The organism is Sphingomonas sp. Leaf17 (assembly GCF_001421505.1).
Taxonomy (GTDB): Bacteria; Pseudomonadota; Alphaproteobacteria; order Sphingomonadales; family Sphingomonadaceae; genus Sphingomonas.
The window spans coordinates 273,134-288,311 of record NZ_LMKL01000004.1; the positions used below are offsets into that span (position 1 = coordinate 273,134).

Sequence of the window (15,178 nt, forward strand, 5' to 3'; positions counted from 1 at the left end):
TGGACGCGATTGGGGCCCATGGACGATCTTCTTCAGGAATTCATCGCCGAGACGCGCGAAACGCTGGACGCCCTGTCCGGGGAAGTCGTGGCGTGGGAGGCTGCCCCCGGCGACCGTGCGCGCCTCGACGCGATCTTCCGGTTCGTCCACACGGTAAAGGGCAGCTGCGGGTTTCTCGACCTGCCGCGGCTCGCACGGCTGAGCCACGCGGCGGAAGACGTCCTGTCGACCGTGCGCGCCGGCAACCGCGTTCCCGACGCGGATCTGGTCACCGCCGTGCTGGCGATCATCGACCGGATCGGCGAACTGGTCGAGGCGATCGACGCCGGCAATCCGCTGGACGACAGTGGCGAGGAATCGCTGATCGCGGCCCTGGCCGAGCATGCAAAGCCGGTGACGCCGACCGCGGCCCAGTCCGGCATCCGCCATGCGGTACGCAGCGTGCGCCTGAACGTCGGCCTGCTCGATCACATGATGAGCGGCATGTCGGACATGGTGCTGGCCCGCAACGAACTTGCCCGCCGCCTGCGGGACAGCAATGTCGACCCGAGCATCGACGCCGCGCTGGAGCGCCTGTCGCAGACGGTGGCCGACATGCGCGATACGGTCACCCGGACCCGGATGCAGCGGGTTGAAACCCTGTTTTCCGCGCTGCCCCGGATGGTCCGCGATACGGCGTCGTTGCTGGGCAAGCGGGTCACGCTGACGGTCGAGGGTGCCGACGTCGAGCTGGACCGCGAGATGATCGAGGTGATGCGCGACCCGCTGGGGCACATCATCCGCAATTCCGTGGACCACGGGATCGAGGCGCCGGCCCTGCGCCGGTTGATCGGCAAGCCCGAGGCCGGACGGTTGACCGTCGCCGCACGCCAGTCGGGCAACCAGATCATGATCGAGATCACCGACGATGGCGCGGGGATCGACGTGTCCCGGCTCGTCGCGAAGGCGCGCGCGCTGGGCCTGCGCGATGCCGACACGCTGGCCGGCATGAGCGAGGCGGCCAAGCTGGACCTGATCTTCGAACCCGGCCTGTCGAGCCGTGATACCGTGACAGCGACGTCGGGGCGCGGCGTCGGCATGGATGTCGTGCGCGACAGCATCGACCAGATCGGTGGCAAGCTGACCCTTGTCAACACGCCGGGTCGCGGGCTGACGATCACCATCGGAGTGCCGCTGACGCTGTCGATCATCTCGACGATCGTGGTCGGTGTCGGCGACCAGCGGTTCGCGCTGCCGCGTCAGGCGATCGAGGAGATCGTGCGCGTACGGGGTGACACCGTGCGGATAAGCACGATCGGCGACAGCGTGGTCGCTAATGTGCGTGGCCGGCGACTGGCGGTGGTTGACCTGGCCACCCTGCTGGGTATTCCCGACAGTTTCGGTCGACCGGTCGACACGCTGGCGATCGTCAGCACCAAGGACGGTGACTTCGCGCTGGCGGTCGACATGGTGATCGACACCGAGGAACTGGTCGTCAAGCCGGCCGCTCCCGCGATCATGGCGGCGGGTATCTACGCCGGACAGACCCTGCCAGACAGCGGCCTGCCGATGCTGTTGCTCGACATGGCTGGCATCGCCTGCGCCGCCGGTCTTGTGTTCACGCAGGCCATTGACGACGCGGACGAGGCGGAGGCGGTCGCCGATCCCGGAATCTCGGCTCTGCTGTTCGAGGATCTCGACGGCGAGCGGCGCGCCATTGCGCTGGCTGTCGTGGACCGGGTGGAAAAGGTGTCGAGCGACGCGATCCGCCACACGGCGGGCCGCCCGCGACTGGCCATCGGCGACAGGATCATACCGCTGCATCTGATCGGTGATATCGGTTCGCGGACGCAGACCACGATCCTGCGCCTGACCGATGGCGACAGCGAGGTCGCCTATGCGATCGCCGAACCGATCAACATCGTCGAACTGCCGGCGGACATCGCGGCGGCGCAGGGCTTTGGTTGCATCGCCGGGGTCGTGATGATCGACGGCGAGCAGATCGAGGTGGTCGATCCGCATATCCTGTTCGCGCAGGCCGGGCATGGCGGCGGGGATCGTCCGCTCTGCCTGCTGCGCGCCGATAGCGGCGGATGGATGGAGTCCTTTCTCAGGCCGACGCTGGAGGGTGCCGGCTATCGCTGCGCCACGACACTGGATGACGGTCAGGTGCCCGATGTCACGCTGGTGATGACCGACGACGATGCCGATGTAGCAGCCGGAGACGCCGGCATGGTCGTGCGGCTGCGACGCGCCAGGACCGGTGGCGGCGGTGCTGCCGACGGCAGCATCTATCGCTACGATCGCACCGGCCTGATGGCCGCGCTGTCCCAACGTCTGGCCGATCGGGGTGCACGATGAAAGAACTGTTCCTGATCGCGCAGATCGCCGGGCGTGGCGTCGCCATTGAAAGCGGGCAGGTCGATTCCGTGGTCGATATCGGCGATGCCATCGCGGTTCCGCGCACGACGCGGGCGGTGCGCGGACTCGCCGCGCTGCGCAGCCGGGTGGTGACCGTGATCGACCCGGCGATCCTGCTTGGTATGCCGCCGACGACACTGGATAGCAGCCGCGCCGTCATCTCCCTGATCGAAGGGCATTTTTACGCCTTTCTGGTCGATGCGCTGGAGGATGTGGCGCTGTTCGACCGCCAGCCGCTGTCGACGGGCATCGTGACCGATGGACTGTGGCGGCGGGCCGGGCACGGCATCGTCGAGCGCGATGGCGAGCCGCTGATCGTCCTGAACCTTGCGGCGCTGCTGCCGCCGGTTGCTCAGGCAGCCTGATTGTTCGCTGGTTTAACCAGACCCTTACATTTGGTGAGCCAGAGTGGCGCCGCCCGGTTTCCTTGAAAGGTTCAGCATGAAGACCTGCCTTGTCGTCGACGATTCGAAAGTGATCCGGAAGGTCGCACGGCATATCCTGGAAACGATGGATTTTGTCGTGACGGAGGCCGGCGACGGTCGCGAGGCGCTTGATGCGTGCCTTGTTTCGGCCCCCGATGTCATCCTGCTCGACTGGAACATGCCGGTCATGAGCGGCATGGATTTCCTGCGGGCCCTGCGCGCCAGCACCGTGCCCACCCGACCGAAAGTCGTATTCTGCACGACCGAAAACGGCATGGCCTATATCCGTGCCGCGATCGAGGCGGGGGCCGACGAGTATGTCATGAAGCCGTTCGATCGCGACACGCTGGAAAGCAAGTTGCAGATCGTCGGCGTCGCCTGAACGGATCGCACGGACCGTGAACGCACCCTTCCGCCTGCCGACGACACCATGCGCCGACGCCGATGCGTTGCAGGTGCTGATCGTCGACGATTCGGCGGTCGCGCGTGCGTTGATGTCGCGGATGGTCGCAACGACGCCCGGTTTTGTCGTCGCCGATGCGGTCGGGAGCGTCGCCGCCGCGTTACAGGTTCTGCCGAGCGTTCGGGTCGATCTCATCATCCTGGACGTCGAGATGCCCGGCGTCGATGGGCTGACCGCGCTGCCCGATCTGATCGCCAGTGCCGGTGGCGCGCGGATCGTCGTGGTCTCGTCGATGTGCGGGGAGGGCGCGACCGCCACGATCCGTGCGCTGGCGCTGGGGGCGGCCGATACGGTGGCGAAACCCGGCATGGGCGAACGGACGTCGCGGTTCGAGGGCGAGTTGATCGAGAAGCTCGAACGGTTGCGCGGTGCCGCGCTGTCGCGATCGCGGACCGCGGGTACGGGCGTGGCGCGGATGTCGATTCCGCGGACACAGGCCTATGACCTGATTGCCATCGGGGCGTCGACGGGGGGTATCCACGCCCTGTCCCGGCTGGTCTGCGCGCTGACCGAGGATTTCACGCTGCCGATCCTGATTACCCAGCATCTGCCGCCGTCGTTCATGGCGTATTTTGCCGCACAATTGTCGGTGCTGGCCAAGCGGCCCTGTGACGTGGCGACCGATCGAATGCGGATCCAGCCGGGCCGGATCATCATCGCGGCGGGCGATTCGCATATGCGCTGTGTCGCGCTTGGCGGCCGCAACGCGGCGATCCGCCTGACGCACGAACCGGTGTCGAGCGGGTGCATGCCGTCGGTGGATCCAATGCTGGAATCGGTGGCGGAGGTTTACGGCGACCGGGCACTGGCCATCGTCCTGTCGGGGATGGGCCGCGATGGGGCGGAGGGCGCGCGCATCATTCACGATCGCGGCGGTTCGGTGATCGTGCAGGACGAGGAAAGTTCGGTGGTGTGGGGCATGCCCGGCGCGGTCGCCGCCACTGGCATTGCCGCCGCGACTATGCCGCCAGACGCGATCGGCCAGTTCGTTGCGTCTCATCGGCGTGTGCCATGCTGAACGCAGGATCCGGCGCGAACGGCGTGCTGGCGGCGCTGCTGGCGGCGCGTACCGGCCAGCGGCTGGACGCGAACCGGGCGTGGCGGCTCGACACGACCCTGAAGCCGATCCTGCGCGAGCGGGGTCTGGCCGATCTCGACGGACTGGTCAGCCTGTTGCTGGAGGGTAACGACCGCGGGGTCGGCGACCAGATAGTCGATGCCCTGCTCAATCAGGAAACCTCGTTCTTTCGCGAGGCCCCGATTTTCGACACGCTGCTCGACGCGCTGAAGGTGGTCGAGGCCGAGGGGCGGCGGCCGCGTATCTGGAGCGCGGGCTGTTCGACTGGACAGGAGCCGTTGTCGCTGGCGATGCTGCTGGCCGAGCGTCGTGACGAAACCGGCGTGGCGATGCCTGAGATCGTCGCGACCGATGTGTCGGAGGTCGCGCTGGCACGCGGGCGCAGCGGCCGTTTCACCCAGTTCGAGATTCAGCGCGGCCTGCCGATCCGGCGGATGATGCGCTGGTTCGACGGCGATGGTGACGAATGGGTCGCCAAGCCGGATCTGGTCGCCAGCGTGACGTTCCGGCGGATGAATCTGGTGGCCGACCGTCCGCCGCCCGGACCGTTCGACATCGTGCTGTGTCGCAACGTGCTGTTCTATCTCGACCCCGTCCTGCGCGCGGCGGTGTTCGAGCGGCTGGCGTCGGTGCTGCGGCCTGGCGGCCTGCTGGTGCTGGGCGCCGGCGAGACGGTGATCGGCCAGACGCCCGCCTTCGAACCCAGCCGACGCTATCGCGGCATGTACGAGGCCGTCGGCGGGGCGGTCGGCGACGGTGGCGCGGCCCGGCGGGCGACCGGCTGACGGTTTACTTTCGGCGCGCCCGCCGCCAAGTCGTGGTCATGGCCCCGGTCGCATCCCCGCCACCCCATCACGCCGGATTCGGCGTCCGCGATCTGGCCGTCGTGCTGGTGATGAACGTCCTGTGGGGACTGAACATCATCGCCGTGAAGATGGCGGTCAGCCAGATCGCGCCGCTGACCGCCGGCTTTCTGCGGCAGGCCATTGTCCTGCTGGTCTGCGGCAGCGCCTTGCGGATCGTGCCGGGCAAGACCCGCGCGCTCCTGACCTTGGGGTTCCTGTCGGGTGGCGTCTTCTACGTCATCACCAACCTGTCGCTGGCGATCGCGACCAACATCGGCGCGTTGGCGATCGCCGGGCAGTTGGGCGTGCCGTTCTCGATGCTGCTGGCGATCGCGGTGTTTCGCGAACGGATCCACATACCGCGAATGATCGGGATCGGCCTGTCGGTGGCCGGTGTCGTGCTGCTGGTGTTCGATCCGTCGGCGGCGCGCGAGGCACCGGGCCTGATGCTGACCGCGCTGGCCAGTTTCGTCTGGGCGGTGTGTTCGCTGATCCAGCGGCGGCTGGTCGGGGTACGGGTGCTGACGATCTATGCCTGGGTCGGGCTGATGGGGACCATCACGCTGGGGGTCGCCGCCTGGATGGTCGAGCCGGCCGCCATGCGGGCCTTGCCGTCGCTGAAGCTGGGCACGCTGGCCTGGGTCGGGTTTTCGGCGATCGGATCGACCGTGATCGGGCAGGGGGCGATGTCGTGGCTGTTGCAGCGTCATCCGGTCAGCATGGTGACGCCGATGACGCTGGCCGCGCCCGTCATCGCGGTGTTCGCCTCGGCCTATTATTTCGACAACCCCCTCACGCTGGTGATGCTGGCCGGTGGCGCGATCGCGATGCTGGGCGTCGGCATCGTCACCGTGCGGACTGCGCGCGTCGACCGGGTCAGCGTCGACCGGGCCAGCGTCGACCGGGCCAAAATCGACCGGGCCAAAATCGACCGGAAGGACAAACCCGCATGACGATCATCGAGACGCCATCGCCGAACTTTGACGATCGTACGCTGCCGGTCACGATGATCGTGCTGCACTATACGGGCATGCAGGACGCGCAGTCGGCGATCGACCGGTTGCGCGATCCGGCGGCCAAGGTATCGGCGCATTACCTGATCGCCGAGGACGGCACGGTCGTACGGATGGTGGCCGAGGAGAAGCGCGCCTGGCACGCGGGCCGGTCGCACTGGCGCGGCACGACGGACATCAACAGTGCCAGCATCGGCATCGAGATCGTCAATCCCGGCCATGAATTCGGCTATCGTCCGTTCCCCGACGAACAGATCGCCGCGCTGATCCCGCTGGTCGCCGCGATCAAGGACCGGTACGCGATCACGCGCGGCAACATCGTCGGCCATTCGGATATTGCGCCAACCCGCAAACGTGACCCCGGCGAGCTGTTCCCATGGGGCAAGCTCGCCCGCCTCCGCCTCGCGCTGCCGCGCCCGACCCGCAAGCTGATGGATCCGCAGTGGACGCAAGGCGGCTTCCTGCTTGCGCTCGAACGGTTCGGCTATGACGTCGAGGATCCGATGGCGGCGATCATGGCGTTCCAGCGTCGCTTTCGCCCCGAACTGATCGACGGGGAGATCGACGCCGAGTGCCGGATGATCCTGCTCGCGCTGCTGCTGCCGCGTCCGCAGGGGGATGATTCGGACGGATGACCATCGCGCGAAGTTGACGACCTGCATCAGAGACGGTGTCGATTCGTCCACTTCGGACGGGCGGGCATGGCTTCCCCTGCGCGAAAAGCGGGGGATGAAGGCGCGCAGGATCGACATGCGGCCGCAGCCTGTCATCCGATTTCCAACATTGGAAGGGCCGGGTCGTCATCGCCCGGACAATCGGGGCTAGGCGTGACCGCCCGATCTGCTAAGGCCGCGCCTGCCAGAGGGTTGGGCGGCCGCGGGCATCGAAAGATGCGCGAGGAAAGTCCGGGCTTCACGGAACGACGGTGCCGGGTAACGCCCGGCGGGGGCGACCCCAGGGACAGTGCCACAGAGAGCAGACGGCTAAGGCTTCGGCCCAGTCAGCGTGAAAGGGTGCGGTAAGAGCGCACCGCGCGCCTGGTAACAGGGGCGGCACGGCAAACCCCACCGGAAGCAAGATCGAATAGGGGTGGCATGGGGCCGCAAGGCTCCGGGGCGTGTTCCCGCCCGCTACCCGGGTTGATTGCTTGAGGCGGCGCGCAAGCGTCGTCCTAGAGGAATGGTCGCACAGCCTTCTTTATGAAGGTGGACAGAACCCGGCTTACAGACCCTCTGGCAATTTCCCTGATCTGTCAGCACTATCCGCCCCGGCAACACGGGGGATACCATGCGCGCGGCGATGATGACGACTCTGACGGCGATCCTGCTGGCGGCCCCGGTTCAGGGGCAGCAGGCAACCACGATCCAGCAGGATTTCGAGGCGGCAACCGCGCTGGCGGACAAGGGGGACCATGTGGCGGCGCTGGCAGCTTGGGAGAGGCTGGAACAGCGGACGGCCAGCAAGCGGCGCAGTCTGGCGCTGGTGCAGGTCCGCAAGAGCGCGACCCTGCTCGCGCTGAACCGCAAGGACGAATCGGTGGCGGCGGCGCGCGCCGGACTCGCCGGGCTGCCGGCGGCCGACAAGACGTTGCAGGAGGATCGCTTCACCGCGTACTTCAACATCGCCCGCGTCGCCCAGAACGCGATCGACTATGCCGGCGCGGCGACCGCCTATGCCCAGGCCGAGGGCGCGAGCGATGATCCCGGCTTCCGACTGGCGGCGATGATCGGCCAGGCCGATGTGCTGACCTATGTCGCGCCGACCGAGGCGGCGAAGGCGATGGCCCGGGCCGAGGCGCTGGCCGCGACGATAAAGGTTTCCAAAAGCGACATGGCCGAGATTTCCCGGCGCAAGGGCCTGTTGCTGCTGAACACCGGTGCGTTCGAGGCGGCGCGGCAGGCGTCGATCCAGGCCGTCACCCTGCGTGGCGGGATGACGGAAAAGACCGATCTGCGCGACGTCGCTGTCCGGTCGGACGCGGCGATCGCGTCGCTGCTGGTCGGCAGGACCGACGATGCGCGGCGCTACATGGCGATGACCGGGGCCGGGCGGATCACGAAGGGCGATTTCACGCCCGGTGCAGAAATGACGGTGCCCGATTGCGGTGGCGATGCCGGGCTGAAACCGGCCGATATGGCGGTTGTCGAATTCAGTATCGGCGACGACGGCAGCGTCCTCCAGGCGGCACCGATCTACGCCGTCGGCGGTGGTGAGGCGGCGCTGACATTCGCACGCGCCGCGCGCGACTGGTCGTGGACGCCGGAACAGGTGAAGACCATGCCCGCGTTCTTCCGGTATGGCGCGCGGGTCGAAATGCGCTGTTCGACCGCGTTCCAGCGACCGTCGATCGTCGGGACGCTGCGTAGCGACCTGGCGCACTGGCTGGATGAAAGGGGCGCGCCCGCGCTGGAGCCGGTGTCGGACAAGGCTGTGCTGGCCATCGCCGCGCAGCGGGCCGCGCTGGCCACGGGCGAGGGGAAGGCCGGTCGCGATGCTTTGACGCTGATGTCGCCGATCTATGCGCTGATCGAAAACCCGATTGTCGGCAATGACGAGCGCAACGCGCTGGCGGCGCGGGCGCTGGCGATTGCGGTTGCCAACGGCGCTCCCCCTTCGGTTCGGCTCGGGCTGGACATGATGGTGCGACAGACGGCAAAACTGGATCGGGACTTTGATGCTGTCCAGCAGATCTACCGGCGGATGCTGGATGAACCCGTTTATGCCAGCGACGCCCGGACCCGCTCGGTTCTGCGGCTGATGCAGGCGGATCATGAAAAGCCGCGCGTTGCCAAACCGCTGCTGGAAAATGTCGCGAACGATCCGGCACTCGACGCGTCCGACCCTTTGCGGGTGGGAGCGCTGGTGCGGCTGGCATCGCTTGAGCAGACCGCCGGCGACACGGCGGCCGCGCGCGCGGCGTTTGAGAAGTCCGGCCTGACGGCGGACCAGTGCGCGTTGCTGGATGCGCCGCCTAGGCAGTTGAAAACTGGCGGTGTCTTTCCCGAGGAAGCGCAGGGCTGGGGGTTCGAGGGCTGGACCAGCACGCAGTTTGATATCGGCGCGGACGGCAGGGTCCTGAACGAGCGTGCGGTGCTCAGCTATCCGCCGTTCGTCTTCACCAAGGCGGGCGTGGCGGCGATCACGACCTCACGCTTCGCCAAGAGCTTCAGGCCGGACGGCGGGCTGGGCTGCGGCGGGACGACGCGCCGGATACGATTTACGCTGGGCAGGTGATCCGGTTCGTGACCGGTGTTCATGGCCGGCAAGTGACGGTCGTTCAGGCCGGGGAGGGCAGCCACCCTCCCCGGGGGGGTCACAGGTTCTCGGTGTCGGCATCTTCCTTCAGCCGTTCGAGACGCTTCTCCATCTCATCGGCGGTCAGCAGGACCCGGTCGGGCTTGGCGACTTCGTCCAGATTGGTCGTCGAGTCGATTTCGTGGAGGGTGCGGATCAGGCCGTCGCGAATGTCGTAGACCCAGCCGTGGACCCACAGATCCTGCCCCCGCGCAAAGGCGCCCTGCACGGTGGCGGTCTTGGCCAGCTTGATCGCCTGGTCGCGGACGTTGACCTCGACCAGCCGGTTGACCTTGCCCTCCTCGGTCGACTGGGCATCGACTTCGTCGGCATGGGCGTGACGCACCTGACGCGCATTTTCGAGCCACTGGTGCACCGGCCCCTCGGTGCCGCCGTCGAGCGCCGCCTTGATCCCGCCGCAGCCGTGATGGCCGCAGACGATCACATGGCGCACGCCGAGCACGTCGACCGCATATTGCAGGACCGACATCAGGTTGAGGTCGTCGTCATAGACGAGGTTGGCGACGTTGCGGTGGATGAACATGCCGCCGGGGGGCGACATGGTCATCTGTTCCGGGCTGACGCGGCTGTCCGAACAGCCGATCCAGAGGAAGCGGGGTTTCTGCCCGACGCTCTGGCGCGAGAAGAAGTCTGGGCGTTCCTCGATCAGCTCGATCGCCCACGCCTTGTTGGCCAGCAGAAGCTGCTTGTAGTCGATCATGAGAACAATACCCCGTATTTGGGTGCCTGGATCAGCGAAGCGGTCTTTTCGGCCACGTCGCCGCGCACCGAGACGTCGATACCGCGATAGGCGGCCCCCTTGATGAAGGCATTGATGATGTCGACATTGTCGAGGTCGACATAGCTGGTCGACGACAGGTCGATCATCAGGTGGCAGTTGTCGGGAACCCGGGCCAGTTCCTTCTGCAATTCATATTTGTGAATGAAATACAGGTTGCGGCGGGCGCGGATCAGGCAGTTGTCGTCGTCGCGGGCAAAGGTGATCGCGGTGCGGAAATTGCGGGCGATGACGAACACGAAGCCGACGACCAGCCCGATGACGATGCCGATCAGCAGGTCGGTGAACAGGATCGCGACGATCGTGACGACGAAGGGCACGAACTGGGTCCAGCCCTGCTTGAAGCGTTCGACGAACAGCTTGGGCTTGGCCAGCTTGTAGCCGGTGGCGATCAGCACCGCGGCAAGCGCCGACAGCGGGATCAGGTTGAGCAGGAACGGGATCAGCGCGACGCTGAGCAGCAGCCACGCCCCGTGCAGAATGGTCGACAGCTTGCTCTGCGCGCCGGAATCGACGTTGGCCGAGGAGCGGACGATGACCGAGGTGACGGGCAGGCCGCCGATCAGGCCGGAGACGATATTGCCGCCGCCCTGCGCCATCAGTTCCCAGTTCTTGTCGGTGGTGCGACGCTGCGGATCGAGTTCGTCCACCGCCTTGACGCTGAGCAGCGATTCAAGGCTGGCGACGATGGCCAGCGTCAGGGCGGTGGTCCATACGACCGCGGTCGTGATCGCGCCGAAATCGGGGAAGGTGAACAGGTTGATGAAGCCGGTGACCCCGTCGGCGATCGGCACCTGGACCAGATGCGTCGCGCCAAGCTGCCAGTCGGGCTTCACCGCGCCGAGCAGCATGTTGCCGAACACGCCGATCAGAACGACGACCAGGGGGCCGGGCACGAAGCGCAACGGGCCTTCCTTCGGCCGGATCGAATCCCAGGTGAACAGGAAGGCGAGGCAGACGATGCCGATCAGCACCGCCCCCGGCGTCAGGCTGCCGGTCAGGCTGTTCCAGACGGTCGACAGGGTGTTGGCCCCGTCGGCGGTGGTGAACTCAAAGCTGCCCTCGAAATCGGCGTCATAGCCGACCAGATGGGGAATCTGCTTCAGGATCAGGATGATGCCGATGGCGGCCAGCATGCCGGTGATGACGGACGACGGCACGAATTCGCTGAGGATGCCGGCCTTGGTGAAGGAAAAGGCAAGCTGGAGCACGCCGGCCAGCACGACGGCGGTCAGGAAGACGGGGTAGCTCGGCGCGCGCTGGATCGCCTCGAACACGATCACGGTCAGGCCGGCGGCGGGACCGCTGACCGACAGCGGCGATTTGGACAGCAGGCCTACGACGATGCCGCCGACGATGCCGGCGATGACGCCGGAAAAGAGCGGTGCGCCGGAGGCGAGCGCGACGCCGAGGCACAGGGGAAGGGCGACAAGGGCGACCACGACAGAGGCGGGCAGATCCGCTCGCCACGAGGACATAATGTTACGGGAGGTCGGCACCAGGGCTCCTATTCGCTACGGTGTCGGCTTCGGGAATGTCCGAAACGGTCACTTCATATCATGGCGCAGGGGTGATGCGTTGTGGGCATTATGCGACGATCCGGTGCCGGGGTGCGCCAGGGCGAACGGCCATCATGACGGCGTCATCATCCTGTCATGTTGATCGGCATCTTTGCGCGCAGTGCTTTGCGTTGTGCCGATCACCTCCTATGTGGTCGGCATGCGACGACCAACCACCCGAAACAACGACTGGGGCTTTCCCCGCTGGCGGGGGTATGGCTCCGGTCGCGAAACCACGCAGGTGCGGATGTGCGACCGCCACGGTTGCGACCAGCCGGGCGATTGTCCAGCACCGAAATCGCCGAACAGCCCGGACCGCTGGTATTTCTGCGTGACCCACGCGGGCGAATATAACCGGGGCTGGAATTATTTCGAAGGGCTGAGCGCGGAGGAAGCGGCCGAGCGCGAGGCGGCGGGGACACGCGAGGCGTCGGGATACACGTCGGCCAATCACTATGCCTGGGGTGGACCGGGGGACGGCACCCGGTCGCGCGACGAATTGCGGGCCTTGTCGATACTGGGCCTTGAGTCCGATGCCGCGTTCGACGCGGTCAAGGCGGCGTGGCGCAAGCTGGCCAAGGAAAACCATCCCGATGTCCGGCCCGGCGATGCCGATGCCGCGGTGCGCTTTCAGGCGGTGCAGGCGGCCTATGAGGTGCTGCGCGCGGCCGAGGATGCGCGGACGCCGAAGACCGCATGAAGGTGCCCGTATGAAGATGGGGGTTCGCAGCGACTGGCAGGGCGCGGTGCTGGTTTGCGGCAAATGTTCTAAGAAGGTCGGCGGCGGCTTCGGCGCATCCGGCAAGACCGGGCTGGCCAAGGCGCTGGCCAAGGCCACCGGCGGCGGCAAGCGGCGCAAGGATCCGCTTGGGATCGTCGAGACCAAATGCCTCGGCATCTGTCCCAAGGGTGCCGTCGTCCTTGTCGATACCGCGCGGCCGGGCGAATGGCTGCTGATCCCGGCGGGGACCGCGATCGACGACGTCGTCGGTCAGCTGCGCGGCAGATCCGGCTGATTACCCGGCGTAACGGGCGGCGGTTTCGCGGATCAGGGCGATCATGTTGGGGATCCCCTGTGTCCGGTTCGAGGACAATTGCTTCGACAGGTCGAACGGCGCGAGCGCGGCCGGCACGTCGGTCGCCAGGATGGCGGCCGGTTCGGCATCCTGCACGCTGACCAGCACCAGCGCGATGATCCCCTTGGTGATCGCGGCGTTGGAATCGGCCAGGAAATGGAGCCGGCCGTCATCACGCACGGTGGGATAGACCCAGACCGAGGCCGAACAGCCCCGCACCAGCGTCGCGTCGGTCTTCAGCGCGTCGGGCATGGGTTCGAGCGTTTTGCCGAGGTCGATCAGCAGACGATACCGGTCGTCGCCGTCGAGAAAATCATATTCGTCGTGAATGTCGCTGAGACTGGTCATGTCCGGCCGGGTAACGGGTCGTGCGCGACGCGGCAAGGTGGACGACAGGTGGACGACAGGTGGACGGCGTCCGCCGGGGAAAATGCGGGTGCGAAAGGTTACAAAGGTTACACCCGCAAAGGGGGGGGGCAAGGGAGGGGGGGGGGGCAGGGGGGGGGCTGGCCTTTGGAACCCTGTGCTCCTGCGGTTGAAGGAGCACGGTGGTGCATCGGGCGCGGGGTTGGAGGCGGCGATGGGAAAGAGCAGGTTCGCCGTCAGCGTGTCATCGCCGCAGCGAATAGGACAGCGGTTTTTTCGTACCTGTCAAAGATCGACGCCGGCCGCGATCGCCTCCAGCTTCTTGATGCGTTCCTTCAGATCGGCGATTTCGATGCGGGCGCCGACCGCCGGGGCGCCGGCGGGGTTGGGTTCGCCGGCGGCCTCCATCTCGCACCGCTTCAGGCTGAGCCAGCCGCGCCAGCCGGAGAGGACCGTGGCGCTCAGCATGGCGATCGCGACAAGCGCGGCGGCGGCCATGGTCAGATAGAAGTTGGGATCGGTCGTCATCGCACAGGTTCCTATCGATCGCGCAGCCGCTCGATCTCGCGATCGAGGCCAAGGCTGCCATGGTTGTCGGTCACGACGCGCTCCAGCACCGCGATCCGCTCCTTCAACTGGCGGACGTCATCGCGCAGGGTCAGCGTGTCCTTGCTTTCCTCCAACTGCTGGCCGCGCCAGTCGCGCCCGGAGCGCACGCGGGCCTTGATGACCCCGGCAATCATCACAATCAGAACGATCATGACGACCATCATCTGTCCACCTTCCATCGAAATCATCCCCGTAAGTTGTTGATATTGTCTGTATTAGTTGAGTGGCCGCGCGTCGCGCAGCAACTCGATCTCGCTGGACAGATCCGCACCGCGATCGGTGACGATCCGCTCCAGCACCCGTACCCGTTGTTCCAGCCGTTCGGTCTGGGCCGCATATTGCGCGGCCTTCTCGGCGGTCATGCTGGCCTGCTGGTCGAGCTGCTTTTCGCGCAGGGCGAGCCAGGGCTTGACGATCGCCCCACTGACGATCGCGACGATCGGGATCATGAGGGCGAAGATCGGGATCATGAGCGGGCTCATCGGATCAGTCCTTGGGAATCAGTGGGGGGGAATCGGTCGGGCGATATCGGTGGGCGTCAGCGGTCGCGCAGGGCGTCGATTTCGCGGGCGGTACGCTCGGCGGGATCGGTGGCGATCCGTTCGAGGACCGCGATCCGCTCCTCCAGCCGGCTGATTTTGCCGGTCAGCTGCGCGTTCTCCGAGGTCAGCAATTCGACCTTGCGGCTGGCGTCGATGTCGTCGCGCTTGGCCGTCTTGCCCCAGTCGTCCGTGGGTTCGTAGCCATGCTTCGCGCGGATCCAGTTGTTGATGATCCATCCAGCGGTCGTGATCGCGATCAGCGCGATGACGAAACCCGGTCCACCCCATCCCATGTCATATCTCCCTGTTCAAACCCGGATCCGATCAGCGCAGGCTGTCGATCTCGTTGGCGAGCCGGCTGTTGCGGCTGGTGTAGTGCGTTTCGAAATCGGCGAGGCGGCGGTCGATCTCGCGCAGCTTCGAGCGGACCTCGGCGGTCGAGCGGGTCGGGTTGGTGCGGACCCCCTGCCAGAACTTGGCATCCTCCGGCGTGTCGTACAGGCCGATCGGCTTGGCCTTGGCCATCCAGGCGACCAGCACATAGGCCAGCGGGATCCAGGGAAAGCCGACCCCGGTGACGGTCAGCAGGACCGCGCCGACCCGGATCCAGAGCGCATCGACCCCGGTATAGTCGGCGATGCCGGCGCAGACGCCCTTCCACTTGGCATCCTGTTTGTTGAGGTAGAATGTGGTGCGGCTTGCAGACATG

18 protein-coding genes and 1 other RNA gene are annotated in these 15,178 nt (G+C 66.5%); 11 read left to right on the forward strand and 8 right to left on the reverse strand.

The features are described 5' to 3' along the window. The first annotated feature begins 18 nt into the window (after nucleotides 1-18). The 9 genes from ASE75_RS05440 (at nucleotide 19) to ASE75_RS05475 (ending at nucleotide 9,458) form a co-directional block, all read left to right on the forward strand. Nucleotides 19-2,340: a chemotaxis protein CheA gene (locus tag ASE75_RS05440; RefSeq protein WP_055930128.1), complete on the forward strand. Its 2,322-nt coding sequence runs from the start codon at nucleotides 19-21 to the stop codon at nucleotides 2,338-2,340. Beyond that, nucleotides 2,337-2,765 (forward strand): chemotaxis protein CheW, encoded by a 429-nt coding sequence (locus tag ASE75_RS05445; protein ID WP_055930131.1) that lies wholly within the window; start codon nucleotides 2,337-2,339, stop codon nucleotides 2,763-2,765. Before ASE75_RS05440 ends, ASE75_RS05445 begins: the two co-directional genes overlap by 4 nt. 76 nt (nucleotides 2,766-2,841) lie before the next feature. Beyond that, a complete protein-coding gene (locus ASE75_RS05450) occupies nucleotides 2,842-3,207 on the forward strand; it encodes a response regulator (protein WP_055930135.1) in 366 nt (121 codons plus the stop codon). A gap of 16 nt (nucleotides 3,208-3,223) precedes the next feature. After that, nucleotides 3,224-4,306, forward strand: coding sequence for a chemotaxis-specific protein-glutamate methyltransferase CheB (cheB, locus tag ASE75_RS05455; RefSeq protein ID WP_235512519.1), 1,083 nt, complete (start codon nucleotides 3,224-3,226; stop codon nucleotides 4,304-4,306). Further along, entirely contained in the window at nucleotides 4,300-5,151 is an 852-nt protein-coding gene (locus tag ASE75_RS05460; protein WP_055930138.1) for a CheR family methyltransferase, read from the forward strand. The genes cheB and ASE75_RS05460 overlap by 7 nt, the downstream gene beginning before the upstream one ends. A gap of 38 nt (nucleotides 5,152-5,189) precedes the next feature. Next, nucleotides 5,190-6,164, forward strand: a complete 975-nt coding sequence (locus tag ASE75_RS05465; protein ID WP_082463823.1) for a DMT family transporter — start codon at nucleotides 5,190-5,192, stop codon at nucleotides 6,162-6,164. Next, nucleotides 6,161-6,859: an N-acetylmuramoyl-L-alanine amidase gene (locus tag ASE75_RS05470; RefSeq protein ID WP_055930141.1), complete on the forward strand. Its 699-nt coding sequence runs from the start codon at nucleotides 6,161-6,163 to the stop codon at nucleotides 6,857-6,859. The genes ASE75_RS05465 and ASE75_RS05470 overlap by 4 nt, the downstream gene beginning before the upstream one ends. 223 nt (nucleotides 6,860-7,082) lie before the next feature. Further along, an RNA gene (gene rnpB / locus ASE75_RS06990) (RNase P RNA component class A) lies at nucleotides 7,083-7,464 on the forward strand. Nucleotides 7,465-7,526: 62 nt separating this feature from the next. Beyond that, entirely contained in the window at nucleotides 7,527-9,458 is a 1,932-nt protein-coding gene (locus ASE75_RS05475) for a hypothetical protein (protein WP_156340185.1), read from the forward strand. A gap of 79 nt (nucleotides 9,459-9,537) precedes the next feature. Here ASE75_RS05475 and ASE75_RS05480 read toward each other — a convergent pair whose 3' ends face one another. Further along, complete coding sequence (locus ASE75_RS05480) at nucleotides 9,538-10,239, reverse strand: carbonic anhydrase (protein ID WP_082463824.1); 702 nt, start codon at nucleotides 10,237-10,239, stop codon at nucleotides 9,538-9,540. Then, the gene (locus ASE75_RS05485) at nucleotides 10,236-11,795 is read right to left on the reverse strand and encodes a SulP family inorganic anion transporter (RefSeq protein WP_055930149.1); all 1,560 of its coding nucleotides are present in this window, start codon (nucleotides 11,793-11,795) and stop codon (nucleotides 10,236-10,238) included. Before ASE75_RS05485 ends, ASE75_RS05480 begins: the two co-directional genes overlap by 4 nt. A gap of 241 nt (nucleotides 11,796-12,036) precedes the next feature. Between ASE75_RS05485 and ASE75_RS05490 the strand changes: the two genes are divergently transcribed. Next, the gene (locus tag ASE75_RS05490) at nucleotides 12,037-12,576 is read left to right on the forward strand and encodes a J domain-containing protein (protein WP_055931032.1); all 540 of its coding nucleotides are present in this window, start codon (nucleotides 12,037-12,039) and stop codon (nucleotides 12,574-12,576) included. 10 nt (nucleotides 12,577-12,586) lie between these two features. Further along, nucleotides 12,587-12,892, forward strand: coding sequence for a hypothetical protein (locus ASE75_RS05495; RefSeq protein WP_055930151.1), 306 nt, complete (start codon nucleotides 12,587-12,589; stop codon nucleotides 12,890-12,892). On the opposite strand, the gene ASE75_RS05500 is transcribed toward ASE75_RS05495, so the two are convergent. The 6 genes from ASE75_RS05500 to pspC all read right to left on the reverse strand — a co-directional run bounded on the left by ASE75_RS05500 (nucleotide 12,893) and on the right by pspC (nucleotide 15,177). Next, the gene (locus ASE75_RS05500) at nucleotides 12,893-13,300 is read right to left on the reverse strand and encodes a SufE family protein (RefSeq protein WP_055930154.1); all 408 of its coding nucleotides are present in this window, start codon (nucleotides 13,298-13,300) and stop codon (nucleotides 12,893-12,895) included. Between the two features lie 303 nt (nucleotides 13,301-13,603). Further along, nucleotides 13,604-13,846, reverse strand: a complete 243-nt coding sequence (locus ASE75_RS05505; RefSeq protein WP_055930157.1) for a hypothetical protein — start codon at nucleotides 13,844-13,846, stop codon at nucleotides 13,604-13,606. 11 nt (nucleotides 13,847-13,857) lie between these two features. Then, nucleotides 13,858-14,079, reverse strand: coding sequence for a hypothetical protein (locus ASE75_RS05510; RefSeq protein WP_235512521.1), 222 nt, complete (start codon nucleotides 14,077-14,079; stop codon nucleotides 13,858-13,860). 63 nt (nucleotides 14,080-14,142) lie between these two features. Beyond that, the gene (locus ASE75_RS05515) at nucleotides 14,143-14,409 is read right to left on the reverse strand and encodes a hypothetical protein (protein WP_055930160.1); all 267 of its coding nucleotides are present in this window, start codon (nucleotides 14,407-14,409) and stop codon (nucleotides 14,143-14,145) included. A 56-nt stretch (nucleotides 14,410-14,465) separates the two neighbouring features. Continuing rightward, the gene (locus ASE75_RS05520) at nucleotides 14,466-14,762 is read right to left on the reverse strand and encodes a hypothetical protein (RefSeq protein ID WP_055930163.1); all 297 of its coding nucleotides are present in this window, start codon (nucleotides 14,760-14,762) and stop codon (nucleotides 14,466-14,468) included. A gap of 31 nt (nucleotides 14,763-14,793) precedes the next feature. After that, the gene (gene pspC / locus ASE75_RS05525) at nucleotides 14,794-15,177 is read right to left on the reverse strand and encodes an envelope stress response membrane protein PspC (RefSeq protein WP_055930166.1); all 384 of its coding nucleotides are present in this window, start codon (nucleotides 15,175-15,177) and stop codon (nucleotides 14,794-14,796) included. Nucleotide 15,178: the final 1 nt, after the last annotated feature.